General features: G+C 45.4%; 19 protein-coding genes and 1 pseudogene. 18 read left to right on the forward strand and 2 right to left on the reverse strand.

Annotated features, from left to right (window positions below):
* Positions 1-9 precede the first annotated feature (9 nt).
* On the forward strand, positions 10-597 hold the full coding sequence (locus HW447_RS15775) for an ATP-binding cassette domain-containing protein (protein ID WP_176256075.1): 588 nt from the start codon (positions 10-12) through the stop codon (positions 595-597).
* Between the two features lie 19 nt (positions 598-616).
* Here HW447_RS15775 and HW447_RS15780 read toward each other — a convergent pair.
* Positions 617-838 (reverse strand): annotated as a pseudogene (locus tag HW447_RS15780) (manganese catalase family protein); the annotation flags it as partial.
* Positions 839-1,067: 229 nt separating this feature from the next.
* Between HW447_RS15780 and HW447_RS15785 the strand changes: the two are divergent.
* The 13 genes from HW447_RS15785 to HW447_RS15845 all read left to right on the forward strand — a co-directional run bounded on the left by HW447_RS15785 (position 1,068) and on the right by HW447_RS15845 (position 13,457).
* Positions 1,068-1,382 carry a YdcP family protein gene (locus HW447_RS15785; RefSeq protein ID WP_032509787.1) on the forward strand — a complete coding sequence of 105 codons (315 nt, stop codon included), beginning with the start codon at positions 1,068-1,070 and terminating at the stop codon, positions 1,380-1,382.
* Between the two features lie 21 nt (positions 1,383-1,403).
* Positions 1,404-1,781, forward strand: coding sequence for a YdcP family protein (locus HW447_RS15790; RefSeq protein WP_118740930.1), 378 nt, complete (start codon positions 1,404-1,406; stop codon positions 1,779-1,781).
* A gap of 2 nt (positions 1,782-1,783) precedes the next feature.
* Positions 1,784-2,029: a hypothetical protein gene (locus tag HW447_RS15795; RefSeq protein ID WP_032547033.1), complete on the forward strand. Its 246-nt coding sequence runs from the start codon at positions 1,784-1,786 to the stop codon at positions 2,027-2,029.
* Positions 2,030-2,052: 23 nt separating this feature from the next.
* On the forward strand, positions 2,053-3,450 hold the full coding sequence (locus HW447_RS15800; RefSeq protein WP_176256076.1) for an FtsK/SpoIIIE domain-containing protein: 1,398 nt from the start codon (positions 2,053-2,055) through the stop codon (positions 3,448-3,450).
* Positions 3,451-3,602: 152 nt separating this feature from the next.
* Positions 3,603-4,826, forward strand: coding sequence for a MobT family relaxase (mobT, locus tag HW447_RS15805; protein WP_176256087.1), 1,224 nt, complete (start codon positions 3,603-3,605; stop codon positions 4,824-4,826).
* Between the two features lie 51 nt (positions 4,827-4,877).
* Positions 4,878-5,099 (forward strand): hypothetical protein, encoded by a 222-nt coding sequence (locus HW447_RS15810; protein ID WP_002570387.1) that lies wholly within the window; start codon positions 4,878-4,880, stop codon positions 5,097-5,099.
* Between the two features lie 129 nt (positions 5,100-5,228).
* Positions 5,229-5,723 carry an antirestriction protein ArdA gene (locus HW447_RS15815; protein ID WP_176256088.1) on the forward strand — a complete coding sequence of 165 codons (495 nt, stop codon included), beginning with the start codon at positions 5,229-5,231 and terminating at the stop codon, positions 5,721-5,723.
* Between the two features lie 25 nt (positions 5,724-5,748).
* The gene (locus HW447_RS15820) at positions 5,749-6,237 is read left to right on the forward strand and encodes an antirestriction protein ArdA (protein ID WP_408609680.1); all 489 of its coding nucleotides are present in this window, start codon (positions 5,749-5,751) and stop codon (positions 6,235-6,237) included.
* Positions 6,238-6,329: 92 nt separating this feature from the next.
* A complete protein-coding gene (locus tag HW447_RS15825) occupies positions 6,330-6,722 on the forward strand; it encodes a conjugal transfer protein (RefSeq protein ID WP_176256078.1) in 393 nt (130 codons plus the stop codon).
* Positions 6,706-9,156, forward strand: coding sequence for a conjugal transfer ATPase TcpF (gene tcpF / locus HW447_RS15830; protein ID WP_176256079.1), 2,451 nt, complete (start codon positions 6,706-6,708; stop codon positions 9,154-9,156). The genes HW447_RS15825 and tcpF overlap by 17 nt, the downstream gene beginning before the upstream one ends.
* A 74-nt stretch (positions 9,157-9,230) precedes the next feature.
* Positions 9,231-11,531 carry a CD3337/EF1877 family mobilome membrane protein gene (locus tag HW447_RS15835; RefSeq protein ID WP_243176324.1) on the forward strand — a complete coding sequence of 767 codons (2,301 nt, stop codon included), beginning with the start codon at positions 9,231-9,233 and terminating at the stop codon, positions 11,529-11,531.
* Entirely contained in the window at positions 11,528-12,532 is a 1,005-nt protein-coding gene (locus HW447_RS15840) for a bifunctional lytic transglycosylase/C40 family peptidase (protein WP_118014669.1), read from the forward strand. The genes HW447_RS15835 and HW447_RS15840 overlap by 4 nt, the downstream gene beginning before the upstream one ends.
* A gap of 16 nt (positions 12,533-12,548) precedes the next feature.
* Complete coding sequence (locus tag HW447_RS15845) at positions 12,549-13,457, forward strand: conjugal transfer protein (protein ID WP_176256080.1); 909 nt, start codon at positions 12,549-12,551, stop codon at positions 13,455-13,457.
* A 74-nt stretch (positions 13,458-13,531) separates the two neighbouring features.
* On the opposite strand, the gene HW447_RS15850 is transcribed toward HW447_RS15845, so the two are convergent.
* Positions 13,532-14,092: a TetR/AcrR family transcriptional regulator gene (locus tag HW447_RS15850; RefSeq protein WP_103900079.1), complete on the reverse strand. Its 561-nt coding sequence runs from the start codon at positions 14,090-14,092 to the stop codon at positions 13,532-13,534.
* 179 nt (positions 14,093-14,271) lie between these two features.
* Between HW447_RS15850 and HW447_RS15855 the strand changes: the two genes are divergently transcribed.
* The 4 genes from HW447_RS15855 to HW447_RS15870 all read left to right on the forward strand — a co-directional run bounded on the left by HW447_RS15855 (position 14,272) and on the right by HW447_RS15870 (position 17,094).
* Positions 14,272-14,967 (forward strand): Ntn hydrolase family protein, encoded by a 696-nt coding sequence (locus HW447_RS15855; protein ID WP_118014537.1) that lies wholly within the window; start codon positions 14,272-14,274, stop codon positions 14,965-14,967.
* 285 nt (positions 14,968-15,252) lie between these two features.
* Entirely contained in the window at positions 15,253-16,164 is a 912-nt protein-coding gene (locus tag HW447_RS15860) for a DUF2268 domain-containing protein (protein ID WP_074133956.1), read from the forward strand.
* Positions 16,157-16,924, forward strand: coding sequence for a MerR family transcriptional regulator (locus HW447_RS15865; protein ID WP_055058896.1), 768 nt, complete (start codon positions 16,157-16,159; stop codon positions 16,922-16,924). Before HW447_RS15860 ends, HW447_RS15865 begins: the two co-directional genes overlap by 8 nt.
* Before the next feature lie 5 nt (positions 16,925-16,929).
* Complete coding sequence (locus HW447_RS15870) at positions 16,930-17,094, forward strand: cysteine-rich KTR domain-containing protein (protein ID WP_308464100.1); 165 nt, start codon at positions 16,930-16,932, stop codon at positions 17,092-17,094.
* Positions 17,095-17,278: the final 184 nt, after the last annotated feature.

The following is a 17,278-nucleotide window of genomic DNA, read 5'->3' on the forward strand; positions in this document are numbered from 1 at the left end:
TATAATATTATGAAACTTCTCATCGAACATATTTCAAAAAGTTACGGAAACCTGACGGTTCTCAATGATCTCTCCCTCACCCTTGAGCAAGATCCATGCTACTGTCTTATGTCACCCTCCGGATCTGGAAAAACCACTCTTCTTCGGATTCTTATGGGTCTTGAGCACGCCGACAGCGGAACTATTTCCACAAAAGGAGAAGCTGTCTGGCCGCTGACCGTCTCTGCCGTTTTTCAGGAGGACCGGCTGTGCCCTTCATTTTCCCCTCTGGAAAATGTGCAGCTTGCGCTAAAGGAAAAATGGCCGGCAAAGAAGCTTGCCTCCGCTATGGAAGCGCTTCTGCCGGCCGAATGCCTGAACCGCCCCGTCTCCACCCTAAGCGGCGGCATGAAAAGGCGCACAGCCATCCTGCGCGCCCTGTTATCCCCCTCTGATATGCTTGTGATGGACGAGCCCTTCACCGGATTGGATGAAGGGCTGAAGGCAGAGGTTATCCGCTATATTCTGGAGCAGCGCCGCCGCCGCTTCCTCCTGATCACAACACACCAGGAGGAGGATGTTGCTCTTCTGGGCGGAACGCTCATAGGACTCAAATGACCGGATGCAATCTGCTTTTTTATCTGGGCTGAGGCACCTGATCCGGGTCAAAGGCAGGGTTAAAGGCGTAGAAGTTGCGGCTGTCAAGTTTCTCCTGGGTGATACGGAGGGCTTCACCGAAACGCTGGTAATGCACAATCTCACGCTCCCGCAAAAACTTAATAGGCTCGCACACATCATAGTCCGTTACCACCCGAAGGATATTGTCGTAGGTGCTGCGGGCTTTTTGTTCTGGGGCGACCTTGTAAGTACAACATATACAAAAATATAGAGGATAAAGCAAATATTCCGCCTTTCCAGTGTATCAATTCAGACGTTCAGAAATGAGCGTCTATTTTTTTACCCTAAAACCAGAAAGGATGTGATACCACGAAGAAATCACCACCGCCGGAGCGTTCCCCTCCGGCTTCCAGACCAGAACCCAAAACCAACCATCAAACACAACATTCAGAAAGGACAGGTACATCTATATGGAATTAAAATTCGTTATCCCCAACATGGAAAAGACATTCGGCAACTTGGAGTTTGCCGGAGAAGACAAAACAGAACAGAGAAGAATCAACGGACGCATGGCGGTACTCTCTCGCAGCTTCAACCTGTATTCGGACGTACAGAGGGCGGATGATATTGTGGTTATCCTCCCTGCCGAAGCCGGAGAGAAGCATTTTGACTTTGAGGAACGTGTGAAACTCATCAATCCCCGTATTACCGCAGAGGGCTATAAAATTGGCACAAGGGGCTTTACCAACTACATTTTACACGCTGACGATATGGTAAAAGCGTAAGGAAAAGGAGGACATCAGACTATGAGATTAGCAAACGGAATCGTGATTGACAAGGAAGCAACATTCGGGGCATTGAAGTTTTCTGCCCTCCGACGTGAGGTTCACCTCCAGAATGAAGACGGCTCGGTATCAGAAGAAATCAAGGAGCGTACCTATGACTTAAAATCCAGAGGACAGGGGCGTATGATTCAGGTTTCTATCCCTGCCAGCGTGCCATTAAAGGAGTTCGATTACAACGCAGAGGTGGAACTTATCAATCCTGTGGCAGATACCGTGGCAACGGCTACCTTTCAGGGAGCAGAGGTGGACTGGTACATCAAGGCGGATGATATTGTTCTGAAAAAAGGTGCTGCCATGAATCCGCAATCACCAAAGAAAGAACCGCCAGCAGAAAAATAAGTATGGACGCAATTACTGGATATGAAGAATACGAACAGGACTTCCGGCTGGTTTCTCTGCCGGAATACTGCTGGATGGCAGGTCAGCTTCTTATCGAAGCCCTAGAAGATTATCAGCCGCCGGAAAATCTGGCAGTTTATATGCCGGAATGTCTGTGCAGGGAGTCATCCGGCTATACTTTTTTATTTCAAGCCCATATGGAAGACAGCAAGAAAGGATATTCGCTGCTTTATATGGGCTATTTTTAATCATGGAAAGGAGGATTATTCCCATGAAGCAGCTTTTCCCCCGTGGAAAACGTATCCGTCCCACGGATAAAGACCTTGTGTTCCATACTGCCCTTGCCACCCTGTTCCCTGTCTTCCTGCTGGTTGTCCTGCTGTTTCATATCCGGCAAATTGCCGGAACCAACTGGCAGGAAGTGTCCCTTTCCCAGATAGCACAGGACATAAATATCCCTTACCTGTTATTCAGCATGGGCGTGGCAGGGCTGGTGTGTCTTACAGCAGTTCTTCTGTTCTGGCGATACCGCAGGGATGAAGTAAAGCAGCTCATCCACCGCCAAAAGCTGGCAAGGATGGTGTTGGAAAACAAGTGGTATGAATCGGAGCAGAGAAAGGAAGACGCTTTTTTCAAGGACTTGTCTTCCAGCCGTTCCAAAGAAACCATCACTTATTTTCCCAAAATCTACTACCGGATGAAACAGGGCTTGCTCCATATCCGTGTGGAAATCACCTTGGGGAAATATCAGGAGCAGCTCTTACACTTGGAAAAAAAGCTGGAAAGCGGCTTGTACTGTGAGCTGACGGATAAGGAATTAAAGGATTCCTATGTGGAGTACACCCTGCTTTATGATACCATTGCCAACCGTATTTCCATTGAGGATGTACAGGCAAAGGACGGCAGGCTCCGTCTTATGGAAAATGTCTGGTGGGAGTATGACAAGCTCCCCCATATGCTCATTGCCGGAGGAACCGGCGGCGGAAAGACCTACTTTATCCTGACCCTCATTGAAGCCCTGCTCCGCACCAACGCCGTCCTGTTCGTGTTAGACCCGAAGAACGCCGACCTTGCGGATTTACAGGCGGTTATGCCGGATGTGTATTACAAAAAGGAAGATATGCTCGCCTGCATTGACCGTTTCTATGAAGAAATGATGAAACGCAGCGAAGACATGAAGCTCATGGAGAATTACCGGACAGGGGAAAACTACGCTTACCTTGGGCTTCCGGCAAATTTCCTTATCTTTGATGAATATGTGGCATTTATGGAAATGCTCGGCACAAAGGAAAACGCCGCTGTCCTCAACAAGTTAAAACAAATCGTTATGCTTGGGCGGCAGGCTGGCTTCTTCCTGATTCTCGCCTGCCAGCGTCCGGACGCAAAGTATCTGGGGGACGGAATCCGTGACCAGTTCAATTTTCGTGTGGCTCTGGGGCGGATGTCGGAAATGGGCTATGGGATGATGTTCGGGGAAACCACAAAGGACTTCTTCCTGAAGCAGATAAAAGGGCGTGGCTATGTGGATGTGGGAACCAGCGTTATCTCGGAGTTTTACACGCCCCTTGTACCAAAAGGACACGATTTCCTCAAAGAAATAAAAAAACTGACAGACAGCAGGCAGGGAGTGCAGGCGGCGTGCGAAGCGAAAGCCGCAGAAGCGGACTGACCTGCTGTGGCTGGTGTGCCGTAAGGCACGCCAGCATAAACCCCTCGTATCTAACAGAGGGGTACAAATCGACAGGCAACAACCAAACAACAGGGCAGAATCCCACAGTACACAAGGGATTTTCCCCATATCCGGCGTGTGTCAACAAGGCTCTGAAAGTTGACATACGCTTTTTTAGACAGGAGGGATTTTCACTGAATGAAGAAACATGGGTACGGGACATCAAAGAAAAACGGGAAAGTTACGGTATCTCACAACAGAAACTTGCCCTAGCTGCCGGAATCACCCGTCCGTACCTGAGCGATATTGAAACGGGCAAGGCTCATCCATCCGAAGCATTACAGGAAGCCATCACAGAAGCTCTGGAACGCTTCAACCCAGACGCTCCCCTTGAAATGCTCTTTGACTATGTGCGGATTCGTTTTCCCACTACGGATGTGAAGCATATCGTGGAAGACGTGCTTCGTCTAAAGCTCCCCTACTTTATCCATGAAGACTACGGCTTCTACTCTTACACAGAGCATTACTATCTGGGGGATATTTTCGTTCTGGTATCGCCGGAACTGGAAAAAGGGGTGCTGCTGGAACTGAAAGGGCGTGGCTGCCGCCAGTTTGAAAGCTATCTGCTGGCACAGGAACGGAGCTGGTATGAGTTTTTCATGGACATTCTCATGGAAGACGGCGTGATGAAGCGGCTTGACCTCGCCATCAATGACAAAACGGGAATCCTGAACATTCCCCATCTGACAGAGAAGTGCCGGAATGAGGAATGTATCTCGGTCTTCCGCAGCTTTAAAAGCTACCGCAGCGGCGAACTGGTACGGCGTGAGGAAAAAGAATGTATGGGGAACACCCTGTATATCGGCTCCCTCCAAAGTGAGGTGTACTTCTGCATTTACGAAAAGGACTATGAGCAGTACAAAAAGCATGATATTCCCATTGCGGACGCAGAGGTAAAGAACCGCTTTGAAATCCGGCTGAAAAATGAGCGTGCCTTTTACGCCATCCGTGACCTGTTAGAACATGACAATCCAGAACGGACAGCCTTTCAAATCATCAACCGCTATGTCCGGTTCGTGGACAGGGACGATACGAAACCCCGTTCTGACTGGCGTATCAGTGAGGAATGGGCGTGGTTCATTGGAGAACACAGGGGAAGCCTGAAACTGACAACAAAACCGGAACCCTATTCCTTTGAACGCACCCTGCACTGGCTCTCCCATCAGGTAGCCCCCACGTTAAAGCTGGCTCTCCGTCTGGATAAGATGAACCACACCCAGATTGTCCATGACATCATCACCCATGCAAAGCTGACGGAGAAGCACGAAAAAATCCTGAAGCAGCAAGCCGCCGCTGCAAAGGAGGTGGTGCTTTAACGGCGGCAATTTTGGAACCTAAGAACTCTTACAGGAAAGAAAGGAGCTTTTATGAATTTCGGACAGAATCTTTACAACTGGTTTTTATCCAACGCCCAGTCCCTTGTGCTGCTGGCAATCGTGGTGATTGGACTGTACCTCGGATTTAAGAGGGAATTTTCCAAACTTATCGGCTTTTTAGTAGTTTCCCTTGTAGCGGTTGGTCTGGTTTTCAATGCGGACGGTGTAAAGGACATCTTACTGGAACTGTTCAATAAGATTATCGGTGCATAGGAAAAAGCCATATCACACTTCCGTTATGGAGCAAGCTCTGATTGCTTCATGGCGGAAGTCCACTAGGGGCTTGGGGAGCGTAACTCCCCAAAAACTTAACAGAGAAAGGACGTGATACAGATTGAGGAAATGAGAATCTACATCCTGAACACCACACGGTTTTACCATGAAGATTTTGAGGAATATCCTGGGGCATGGTTTTCCTGCCCTGTGGATTTTGAAGAAATCAGGGAACGTCTTGGGGTTCAGAGTGAGGAAGAAATCGAAATTGAAGACTATGAGCTGCCGTTTCCATTGGAGGGCAACACAAGGCTCTGGGAAATCAACGCCCTCTGCCGGATGGTACAGGAAATGCAGGGAACGCCCCTCTATTATGAAATGGATGTGGTACAAAAGCGGTGGTTTTCCAGCTTTACGGAATTTATCGACCACAAAGACCAGATACGCTGCTATCCGGTACAGGACGGGGAATCCCTCGCCCGTTATCTGGTGCAGGAGGTACAGATATTTGGAGAAGTACATCCAGACCTGTTGAACCATATCGACTACGCTGCCATTGGTCGGGAACTGGAAAACAGTGAAAACTACCTGTTTACGGACAATGGTATCTTTTATTACCGCTAAAAGGAGGTGGAGGAACTTGGAGGAAATGCGGATTTACATTGCTAACTTAGGCAAATACAATGAGGGCGAACTGGTAGGGGCATGGTTCACGCCGCCTGTGGATTTTGAGGAAGTCAAGGAGCGTATCGGCTTGAATGATGAATATGAGGAATACGCCATCCATGATTATGAGCTGCCCTTTGCGATTGACGAATATACCCCCATTGAGGAAGTCAACCGCCTGTGTGAGATGGTGGAGGACTTGCCGGAGCACATTCAGGAGGAACTATCAGAGCTGCAATCCTACTTTGGCAGTATCGAAGAACTCTGTGAGCATGAAGACGATATTATCTGCCATTCCGGATGTGACGATATGGCGGATGTGGCTCGCTACTATCTGGAAGAAACCGGACAGCTCGGAGAACTTCCGGCACACTTACAAAACTATATCGACTACGCCGCCTATGGGCGTGACATGGAATTGGAAGGAACCTTTGTTATCACGAACCACGGCGTATATGAAATCATACGGTAGACCCGTCTGTATCTCCTTTGAGAAATGCAGGCGGATTTTTTGATTCAGGGGTAGCTCTTTTGCTGCCCCATCTTTTAGAAAGGACGGACAACATGAAGAAAATACGAAGCTATACCAGTATCTGGTCGGTGGAAAAGGTACTCTATTCCATCAATGATTTTAAGCTGCCATTCCCCATCACGTTCACACAGATGGCGTGGTTCGTGGTGTCGGTGTTTGCGGTTATGCTCTTGGGGAACCTCCCTCCTCTTTCGTTCATTGACGGGGCATTTTTGAAATATTTCGGCGTACCCTTTGCCCTCACTTGGTTCATGTGCCAGAAGACCTTTGACGGGAAGAAGCCTTACGGCTTCCTGAAATCCGTACTGGCATATCTGGTACGTCCGAAACTGACCTATGCAGGAAAGCCCGTGAAGCTGGAAAAGGAATATCCGGCACAACCCATCACGGCAGTAAGGAGTGATAGTTATGGCATATCCGATTAAGTATATCGAAAATAACCTTGTGTTCAACCATGACGGGGAGTGCTTCGCTTACTATGAGCTGCTTCCCTACAACTATTCCTTTTTAAGCCCCGAACAGAAATATCAGGTACACGATTCCTTCCGGCAGCTTATCGCCCAGAACAGGGACGGGAAGATTCACGCCCTGCAAATCAGCACCGAATCCAGCATACGGGCGGCACAGGAACGCTCCAAACAGGAAGTGACGGGCAAGTTAAAAGATATTGCCTGTGCAAAGATTGACGCACAGACCGAAGCCCTGATTTCCATGATAGGGGAAAATCAGGTGGACTACCGCTTTTTTATCGGCTTCAAGCTGCTTGTCAATGAGCAGGAAGTCACCATGAAGCAGTTTCGCAGGGAAGCAAAGACCGCCGTTTCCGATTTCCTCCATGAAGTCAACCACAAACTCATGGGGGATTTTGTTTCCATGAGCAATGAAGAAATCTGGCGGTTTCAGAAGATGGAAAAACTGCTGGAAAGTAAAATCTCACGCCGCTTTAAAGTCCGGCGGCTTAACAAGGACGATTTTGGCTATCTGATTGAGCATTTATACGGGCAGACCGGAACCGCCTACGAAGATTATGAGTATTATCTTCCGAAGAAGCGGTTTCAGGAAGAAACGCTGGTGAAATACTATGACCTCATCAAACCCACCCGTTGTCTGATAGAGGAAAACCAGCGGTATCTGAAAATCGAACAGGAAGACGGGACGGTCTATGCCGCCTACTTTACTATCAACAGCATTGTGGGGGAACTGGACTTCCCATCCTCGGAAATCTTTTACTATCAGCAGCAGCAATTTACTTTTCCCATTGATACCTCTATGAATGTGGAGATTGTCACAAACCGGAAAGCCCTCTCCACGGTGCGGAACAAGAAAAAAGAGCTGAAAGATTTGGACAACCACGCATGGCAGAATGACAGTGAAACCAGTACAAACGTGGTGGACGCTTTAGACAGCGTAAATGAACTGGAATCCACCTTAGACCAGAGCAAGGAATCCATGTATAAGCTGTCCTATGTGGTGCGTGTGACGGCTCCCGACTTGGAAGAACTGAAACGCCGCTGCAATGAGGTGAAAGATTTTTATGACGATTTGAATGTGAAGCTGGTTCGCCCCTTTGGGGATATGCTGGGGCTGCATGGGGAATTTCTCCCTGCCAGCAAACGGTATCTGAACGATTACATCCAGTATGTCACCAGCGATTTCCTTGCTGGTCTTGGCTTCGGGGCAACCCAGATGTTGGGGGAACCGGAGGGTATTTATATCGGGTACAGCCTTGATACAGGAAGAAACGTGTACTTAAAGCCTGCCCTTGCCAGTCAAGGGGTAAAAGGCTCCGTCACTAACGCCCTTGCTGCCGCTTTTGTCGGCTCCCTCGGCGGTGGAAAATCATTCAGCAACAACATGATTGTCTATTATTCCGTATTATTTGGGGCACAGGCTCTCATTGTTGACCCGAAAGCGGAACGGGGACGCTGGAAAGAAACCCTGCCGGAAATCGCCCATGAAATCAATATCGTAAACCTAACCTCGGAGGAACAGAACAGGGGCTTACTCGACCCGTATGTGATTATGGAGAACCCAAAGGATTCTGAATCACTGGCAATCGACATCCTAACCTTTTTAACGGGCATTTCCAGCCGTGACGGGGAGAAGTTCCCTGTTCTTCGGAAAGCCATCCGTGCGGTGACAAACAGTGATGAACGGGGGCTTTTCAAGGTGATTGAGGAACTACGGGCGGAGGGAACCACCATCAGCACCAGCATAGCCGACCATATCGAATCCTTTACGGACTATGACTTTGCACACCTGCTCTTTTCGGATGGGGACGTCACACAGTCCATCAGCCTTGAAAAGCAGCTCAACATCATTCAGGTGGCGGATTTGGTGCTGCCGGATAAAGAAACCTCGTTTGAAGAATACACCACAATGGAGCTGCTTTCCGTGGCAATGCTCATTGTAATCAGCACCTTTGCCCTCGACTTCATCCACACCGACCGCAGCGTGTTTAAGATTGTGGATTTGGACGAAGCATGGAGCTTCTTACAGGTGGCACAGGGCAAGACCCTCTCCATGAAGCTGGTTCGTGCCGGACGTGCTATGAACGCAGGCGTTTACTTTGTCACCCAGAACACGGACGATTTGCTGGATGAAAAGCTGAAAAACAATCTGGGCTTGAAGTTTGCGTTCCGCTCCACAGACATCAACGAAATCAAGAAGACCCTCGCCTTTTTCGGGGTGGATTCCGAAGATGAAAATAACCAGAAGCGGCTCCGTGACTTAGAAAACGGACAGTGCCTTATCAGCGATTTGTACGGGCGTGTGGGCGTGATACAGTTCCATCCTATCTTTGAAGACCTGTTCCACGCCTTTGATACCAGACCGCCCGTAAGAAAAGAGGTGGAATGATGGTGATACATAGAACTTCCAACCGACCGCAATTCCCAGTTCCCTATCACGCAAAAAAGGGCTTGTCTTGGAAAATGGCAGGAAAAGTGATTGGCAGGGTGCTTCTGGCACTCCTGCTCATCCTCCTGCTGCTGGCAGTCTTCGGCACAGCCGCCCACGCTGCCGGACTGGTGGATGATACGGTGGACGCTGCCAACGAATACAGCAAATATCCGCTGGACAACTACCAGCTTGATTTTTATGTGAACAGCGGATGGGACTGGCTCCCGTGGAACTGGCTGGACGGTATCGGAAAACAGGTGATGTACGGGCTGTATGCCATCACAAATTTTATCTGGACAATCAGCCTGTACCTTTCCAACGCTACGGGGTATCTGATTCAGGAAGCCTACTCACTGGACTTCATTTCCTCTACGGCGGATTCCATTGGGAAAAATATGCAGACCTTGGCAGGCGTTACCACCAGCGGCTTGTCCTCGGAGGGATTTTATATCGGGTTCCTGCTGATTCTCATTCTGGTGGTAGGGATTTATGTTGCCTATACAGGACTTATCAAACGGGAAACCACAAAAGCCATCCATGCCGTTGTCAATTTCGTGGTGGTGTTCGTGCTGTCCGCTGCCTTTATCGCCTATGCCCCTGATTATATCGGGAAAATCAATGAATTTTCCGCAGACATCAGCAATGCCAGCCTGACCCTTGGTACAAAGATTGTGCTGCCAAACTCGGAAAGTCAAGGAAAAGACAGTGTGGATTTGATACGGAACAGCCTGTTTTCCATTCAGGTTAAGCAGCCGTGGCTCCTGCTGCAATACGGCAACTCGGATGTGGAAAGCATTGGGGCTGACCGTGTGGAAAGCCTGCTCTCAACCAGCCCAAATGAAAACAACGGGCAGGACAGGGAAGAAATCGTGGTGGAGGAAATCGAAGACAGGGAAAACACGAACCTTACCATCACAAAGACCATCAACCGCTTGGGAACCGTCTTCTTCCTATTTATCTTCAATATCGGTATCTCCATTTTTGTATTCCTGCTCACAGGGATAATGATTTTCTCACAGGTGCTTTTTATCATCTACGCCATGTTCCTGCCTGTGAGTTTCCTCCTTAGCATGGTTCCCTCTTTTGAGGGGATGTCAAAGCGTGCCATTACAAAACTGTTCAACACCATCCTTACCAGAGCCGGAATCACCCTGATTATCACGGTAGCGTTCAGTATTTCCACCATGCTCTACAACCTGTCTGGGGAATACCCGTTCTTCCTGACGGCGTTCTTGCAGATAGTGACCTTTGCCGGAATTTATTTCAAGCTGGGGGATTTGATGGGGATGTTCTCCTTACAGAGCGGCGATTCCCAAAGCATGGGAAGCCGTATCATGCGAAGACCCCATATGCTCATGCACGCCCATATGCACCGTTTACAGCATAAGTTAGGACGTTCTGTGGCAGCTCTTGGGGCTGGAACGGCTGCCTACCACGCAGGAAAACAAGCTGGCTCAGACCAGAGAAGTGCTACCAACTCCGGTTCTTCCAAACGGACACAGGCAGACCACAGCAGACCAGACGGACAGGCAGCACCCGAAAAGGAATCCGCATGGAAACGGGCTGGCTCTGCGGTAGGTGCGGTGGCGGATACCAAAGATAAGATAACCGATACTGCCGGACAGCTTCGGGAGCAGGCAAAGGATTTGCCCATCAATGCAAAGTATGCCCTTTACCACGGGAAAACACAGGTATCAGAGGGAGTACGGGACTTTACTTCCAGCGTGACCCAGGCCCGAACTGCCAGAGCCGAACAGCGAAACGCACAGGCAGAAAGCCGCAGACAGACCATTGCAGAACGCAGAGCAGAACTGGAACAGGCAAAACAACCGCAAAAGACAGCTTCCGAACCCCCCAAAGGGGCGGCTCCTGTCCATGAACGCCCTGTTACTACAAAGCAACCAGAAGATTTTCGACATCATGCAGATACCACTCATGCAGGAAAACCAGCCATGCAGCCAGCTTCCCCATCCATCAGGGAACGGGGACAGGTTTCTTATGGGGGAACTGTGGCAGAACGGGCTTCGGTTCCGGTGGTAAAAGCGGCTTCCATCCACCATGAACAGATACCGTCTGTAAGGACAGAACGCCAGATAGTCCCTCCGGCTTCCCCAGACAAACCAGAGGAAAGACAAAAGACAACTACTACACCTGCTGCTCCCCGTCCAGCAAGACCTGTCCAGAATGATACGGCTCCTGTGATACCGGAAAGAAAACGGGCTGCCCCTGTGGTAAAAGAATCGAACTTTACCATCCGGCGTACCACCACCAGAAAGGAGTGGACAAAAACGGTAACAGCGGCTGCCAAACAGAAGAAAGGGGAGAAACCATGAAGTTAAGACACCTTTTCTTTGCCTGTTCCGGTGTGTTCGTGATGATGTTCTCCCTGCTCCTTTTGGTGGTGATTGTCTTCTCGGATGAGGAAGACGGAGGAAGCGGAGGAAACCTTATCTATGGAGGCGTGAGCGTATCACAGGAAGTCCTCGCCCATAAGCCTATGCTGGAAAAGTATGCAAAGGAATATGGCATAGAGGAATACTTAAATGTGCTGCTCGCCATCATTCAGGTGGAATCCGGCGGCACGCTGGAAGACGTTATGCAGTCCTCGGAATCTCTGGGGCTTCCCCCGAACTCCCTTAGTACAGAGGAATCCATCAAACAGGGCTGCAAGTATTTCTCGGAACTGCTCGCAGCGGCAGAAACAAAGGGCTGTGACTTAAACAGCGTGATTCAATCCTATAATTACGGCGGCGGTTTCCTAGACTATGTGGCAGGACACGGAAAAAAATACACCTTTGAACTGGCAGAGAGCTTCGCAAGGGACAAATCCGGCGGAAAGAAAGTCACCTACACCAACCCTGTTGCGGTAGAGAAAAACGGGGGCTGGCGGTATTCCTACGGAAATATGTTCTATGTCCTCTTGGTATCTCAATACCTGACCGTGGCACAGTTTGATGATGAAACGATGCAGGCTATCATGGAGGAAGCCTTAAAGTATGAGGGATGGACGTATGTGTACGGGGGCGATTCCCCCTCCACTTCCTTTGACTGTTCGGGACTGGTGCAGTGGTGTTATGGCAAGGCAGGAATCGCCCTGCCACGGACAGCACAGGAACAGTACAATGTGACGCAGCACATTCCCCTGTCCGAAGCAAAAGCAGGGGATTTGGTCTTTTTCCACTCCACCTACAACGCCGGAACCTACATCACCCATGTGGGGCTATATGTGGGAAATAACCGGATGTACCATGCCGGAAATCCCATCGGTTACGCAGACCTGACAGGCTCCTACTGGCAACAGCACCTTGCCGGAGCCGGACGAATCAAAAAATAAGAAAGGATGACCCGAAATGATTCAGATTAGAAAAGAGGAAAACCAGAAAAAGCAGAAAGAAAAGAAACTGAAAGTCTACAAAGCCAATACCCATAAAAAAACCGTGATTGCCCTGTGGGTGCTGCTGGCAGTGAGCTTCCTGTTTGCCGTCTATAAGAATTTCACGGCGATAGACATTCATACTGTCCATGAAACCAAAATGATTGAGGAAACCATCCTCGACACCCACAAGATAGAAAACTTTGTGGAGAATTTCGCAGAAGTCTACTATTCATGGGAACAGTCCGCCGCTTCCATTGACAACCGGACAAACGCTTTAAAAGGGTATCTCACCGGAGAACTGCAAGCCCTGAATGTAGATACTGTCCGAAAGGACATCCCCGTATCGTCTGCCCTGACCGATTTTCAGATATGGGAAATCACAGAAGAAAAGGAACAGCATTATCAAGTGACCTACACGGTGGAACAGCGTATTACAGAGGGAGAATCCAGTAAAACCGTCCGTTCCGCCTATCAGGTAACGGTCTATGTGGACGGCTCTGGAAACCTGACGATTATCCAGAACCCAACCATCACCAGCGTTCCCGTAAAATCCGGCTACACGCCAAAAGCGGTACAAAGTGACGGTACGGTGGATTCCATCACCACGGAGGAAATCAACGAATTTCTCACTACCTTTTTCAAGCTGTACCCTACGGCAACCGCAAAGGAGCTGACCTATTATGTGAATGAGGGCGTGCTGAAACCTGTGGGAAAAGAGTATATTTTCTCGGAACTAGTGAATCCGGTTTATAACCGAAACGGAAATCAGGTGACGGCTTCCCTTGCGGTGAAATATCTGGATAACCAGACCATGACAACACAGGTATCTCAGTTTGACCTTGTGCTGGAAAAGAACGGGGAAAACTGGAAAATTGTGAAATAGTTATAGAGAAACGTGCATTTCTCATTTGGAGATTTGCACGTTTCTCTTACAAAGTATTTAAAAGAAATTTTCGTTTAATCTTTATATTTTTGATTAGCTCCCAGCAGTAGTGTATCAATTGCTTCGGATAATTCTTTTCTTACTTTATCAGGATTTGAAAAGGCATATCTTAATTGTAATGTTGTATAACCATGAAGCATACCTGTTACCATGCTCAAAATTTCAGTGGTCTTATCTGGATTAAAGCCACATGAGCAAATAAGTGTTTTAAGTAAAGATAGATAATCATTAAAAATGATTGCTGTTTCCTCTGTTCCATTCCAACTAGCCCATTGAATTATTTCATACACACCGGGATGTTCAATCATATAATTAAGATATTCAACTGCCACTAATTTTAACGCTGAATCCCCTGTCTTACCGATTGCTGCACGAATCATTTTTTCATTCATAGTACGCATACCACTATGTGCTATCTCCCTAAGAAGTTCATCCAAACTTCCTATATGATTATATAAGGAGGGGGTACGAATCCCTAAATTTTCAGCAATAGCTTTCAAAGAAACATTATGAAGTCCATTTCTATCAGCCATATCAGACGCTGTTTTTATAACTTCGGCTCTTGTAACTCGCATATTCATTTTCCTCTTTCTTCACATCATTTACCTCATTTTAAGTAATTAAATTAGCGAAGTCAATAATTAGGTTAGAAAAAAAGAACTTTTATATTGACAAATTGTCTTATAATATTTAACATTACTAATATAATTAGTTTTAATACTACTATAATTAGTTTATGAAAGGAACTACAAATATGTGTACAAGATTTGTGTATAATGGGAAAGAAACCATTGTTGGGTTCAATTTTGATATTGACCTTTCTGAATGGGAACATACCGTAATTGCTGAAAAAGACCGTTTTTTTATAGGAATAAAAATGTCCGATAATAAGTATCACTCTTTTCACGGAATCAATAGAAATGGGAATGTTGGCACATTGTTGTATGTACATGGAAATGACAATGCACAATTTTGCGGTAATGAATCATGCTATACAATAGCTGATTTGACAGAAAATTTTATAAAAGGCAACCTCTCTTTTGATGATTCATTGGAAATAGTGAAAAAAAAGAAAATTACTTATGCTCCTGACACTACTATGCAGGCTATGTTTTCGGATAGAACTGGGCGTGTTCTCATTATTGAACCGGGGATTGGGTATCGTTTGGAAAAAGAAAAATATTCCTTAATAACAAATTACTCCATTTTAAAACCAGAATTGACTAATCCATATGTTTTATCTGGGGATAACAGATATGAAAAGGCAAAGGATTTACTGCAAGGATATGGAAAAAACTTCTCTATTTCCAACGCCTTTGATGTACTTAGGTCAGTACGTCAGGAAGGACTTTGGGCAACCAGAGTTTCTTTTGTATATTCCGTTACTAAAAATAAGATATATTATGTGTTGAACAATGATTTCAAAAATATTGCAGAGTATCAATTCTAATATCACTGCAATTATAAGCAAAAGTGGAGGATTTACATTTCCCCCACTTCCTTAGATTTGACAATACCATCTGCCTATTGCAATTTTTATTTACTTTTCCATCAATATTTCAAACAACAATTTCTACTTCGACAATCAAGTTAATTTATGTTGTTTAACCTCTATTTCCTTTGTCTACTAAGACATTTAATTATTTACCATACATCTGTGATAATTTTTAATTTGCCTATTGACTTTAACGTTACGTCATAGTATATGATAAAACCAAAAGGAGGAACTAGAATTATGAAAATATCCGCTATCCGTTCTGACAAAGTTTATTCAAAAATTATGAATGCACCGTTAGACAAAAAAAATGACATTTATAGATATGAACTTATGAAGCCTTTTGAAAAAAAGTGGGCTTGTTATAGTGTTCCTATGAAAGCTCTAACGCCTAATGGATATGATGTAATTATGGCAAGCGAAATGCTTGGACATATCGCCCCAACCGCTGTTGACCAAAAGCAACAAAATAATATTAAGCTAATTTCTGATAATACACTCTGGGAAAAATGTGAGTTATCCATTCAGCAGTCGTTGAATTGCTTTGTTGAACACGGTGTTAATCTACCCATTAAAGAATATGCGTTTACAATTTTACTTGCAAATGCTAAAAATCCTTACATTATTTTAAATGATGGTTACTGTGGTGATGGTGGTATTCCAGGATATATTTTTTCTTGGTTACTACCTAATGAATACACTTTATCACATCTTCATGTAGCATTAGCACATGAAACTAATCACAACGTACGATTTCAATTTATTAAATGGAAGAATGACATCACTCTTGGTGAAATGATAGTCAATGAGGGATTGGCAGAAAACTTTGCAACATTTCTGTATGGTGAAGATAAAGCAGGTCCTTGGGTAACAAAAACTGATATAGAAACCTTAAATGAATATATTAAGCCTATTATTCGGGACGGTTTAAATGTTCAAGGATTAGAAAATCTGAATGCATACCTTTATGGTGATGAAATGGCAGCATTACAAAACTATCCTCAGGTCGGATTACCCTATTGTTCCGGATATGCGTGTGGCTATCACTTGATTAAACACTACTTGCAAAAGACTGGAAAAAACATTGTCGAAGCAACTCTATTACCTGCAAAAGAAATTTTAAATGCTACGGAGGATTTTTGGAATGAATGAAAAAGCTAAAACAGTCCATGAAGTTGCTAAATTAACAGGTATTACTGCTCGAACACTACATTATTATGATGAAATTGGTTTATTAAAACCATCTATTATAACCGAAGCAAAATACCGTCAGTATACAGACGACGATTTAACTAGGCTTCAGGAAATTTTGTTTTTTAGAGAAGTTGGATTCGCCCTAAAAGAAATTAAGGAACTGCTGGATTCACCTCATTATGTTCGTTCAGAAGCATTAGAGCGTCATGTACTGATTTTGGAAGCTCAGAAAGAACGAATAGAAGCTTTGATTTCACTTGTAAAAGACACAATCAACGGAAATAAAGAAATTAAATTTTCTGCATTTTCAAATGCAAAAATACTTGAGTTACAATCGCAATTTCAAGAAGAAGTATTAGAACAATGGGGAAATACTGAAAGTTTCAGAGAATACAAGACTATGTTTTCTTCCCATTCAAAGCAAATACAAGAGAAAGAAATAGAATCTTTTTATTCAATGGCTCGCAATATTTTTGAAAAACTAGCTATGTATGAAAATAGTCCTGCGGAAAGTTCAGAAGTACAAGCAATAGTACATGAATGGCAACAATATATTTCTGAACACTTTTATGAATGTAATAAACAAATTTTATCTAATTTGGGAGTTCTCTATATTACAGATGAAAGATTTACCACTTTTATAAATAGATTTAGTAGTGGAAATCTTGCAGCTTTTTTTAATGAAGCAATACAAATTTTTTGCAGAGGTTCAGAATGAATATGATGGAGTGGGTTATTTGTCCTATATGCAACAATAAAACAAGGATTAAAATACGAAAAGATACACAGCTAAAAAACTTTCCGTTGTATTGTCCAAAATGTAAAAAAGAAAGTTTGATATGCGTAAATAACTTCAAAATAGAAATTATCAAAGAGCCAGACGCTTAGACGCAGAGCCGATAATTTATAAGCTATTACAGCTTATAGACTATCGGCTCATTTTAGTGAGAATGTGAAACTTTTTCTGTAAAATTAACTACGATAAGGTCCTTCTATGATAAAATAAATATCATTAGGAGGGCTTTTTACTATGGCAAGACAAAAGAAACCGGTTCACAGAGTTGAAATGACA

The sequence above is a fragment of the Enterocloster alcoholdehydrogenati genome (assembly GCF_013282095.1).
Classification (GTDB): domain Bacteria; phylum Bacillota; class Clostridia; order Lachnospirales; family Lachnospiraceae; genus Enterocloster; species Enterocloster alcoholdehydrogenati.

Coding starts and splice junctions, on each gene's coding strand:
- HW447_RS15775 (WP_176256075.1), top strand. CDS start 10: ATGAAACTTCTCATCGAACATATTTCAAAAAGTTACGGAAACCTGACG.
- HW447_RS15785 (WP_032509787.1), top strand. CDS start 1,068: ATGGAATTAAAATTCGTTATCCCCAACATGGAAAAGACATTCGGCAAC.
- HW447_RS15790 (WP_118740930.1), top strand. CDS start 1,404: ATGAGATTAGCAAACGGAATCGTGATTGACAAGGAAGCAACATTCGGG.
- HW447_RS15795 (WP_032547033.1), top strand. CDS start 1,784: ATGGACGCAATTACTGGATATGAAGAATACGAACAGGACTTCCGGCTG.
- HW447_RS15800 (WP_176256076.1), top strand. CDS start 2,053: ATGAAGCAGCTTTTCCCCCGTGGAAAACGTATCCGTCCCACGGATAAA.
- HW447_RS15810 (WP_002570387.1), top strand. CDS start 4,878: ATGAATTTCGGACAGAATCTTTACAACTGGTTTTTATCCAACGCCCAG.
- HW447_RS15815 (WP_176256088.1), top strand. CDS start 5,229: ATGAGAATCTACATCCTGAACACCACACGGTTTTACCATGAAGATTTT.
- HW447_RS15820 (WP_408609680.1), top strand. CDS start 5,749: ATGCGGATTTACATTGCTAACTTAGGCAAATACAATGAGGGCGAACTG.
- HW447_RS15825 (WP_176256078.1), top strand. CDS start 6,330: ATGAAGAAAATACGAAGCTATACCAGTATCTGGTCGGTGGAAAAGGTA.
- tcpF (WP_176256079.1), top strand. CDS start 6,706: ATGGCATATCCGATTAAGTATATCGAAAATAACCTTGTGTTCAACCAT.
- HW447_RS15835 (WP_243176324.1), top strand. CDS start 9,231: ATGGCAGGAAAAGTGATTGGCAGGGTGCTTCTGGCACTCCTGCTCATC.
- HW447_RS15840 (WP_118014669.1), top strand. CDS start 11,528: ATGAAGTTAAGACACCTTTTCTTTGCCTGTTCCGGTGTGTTCGTGATG.
- HW447_RS15845 (WP_176256080.1), top strand. CDS start 12,549: ATGATTCAGATTAGAAAAGAGGAAAACCAGAAAAAGCAGAAAGAAAAG.
- HW447_RS15850 (WP_103900079.1), bottom strand. CDS start 14,092: ATGCGAGTTACAAGAGCCGAAGTTATAAAAACAGCGTCTGATATGGCT.
- HW447_RS15855 (WP_118014537.1), top strand. CDS start 14,272: ATGTGTACAAGATTTGTGTATAATGGGAAAGAAACCATTGTTGGGTTC.
- HW447_RS15860 (WP_074133956.1), top strand. CDS start 15,253: ATGAAAATATCCGCTATCCGTTCTGACAAAGTTTATTCAAAAATTATG.
- HW447_RS15865 (WP_055058896.1), top strand. CDS start 16,157: ATGAATGAAAAAGCTAAAACAGTCCATGAAGTTGCTAAATTAACAGGT.
- HW447_RS15870 (WP_308464100.1), top strand. CDS start 16,930: ATGGAGTGGGTTATTTGTCCTATATGCAACAATAAAACAAGGATTAAA.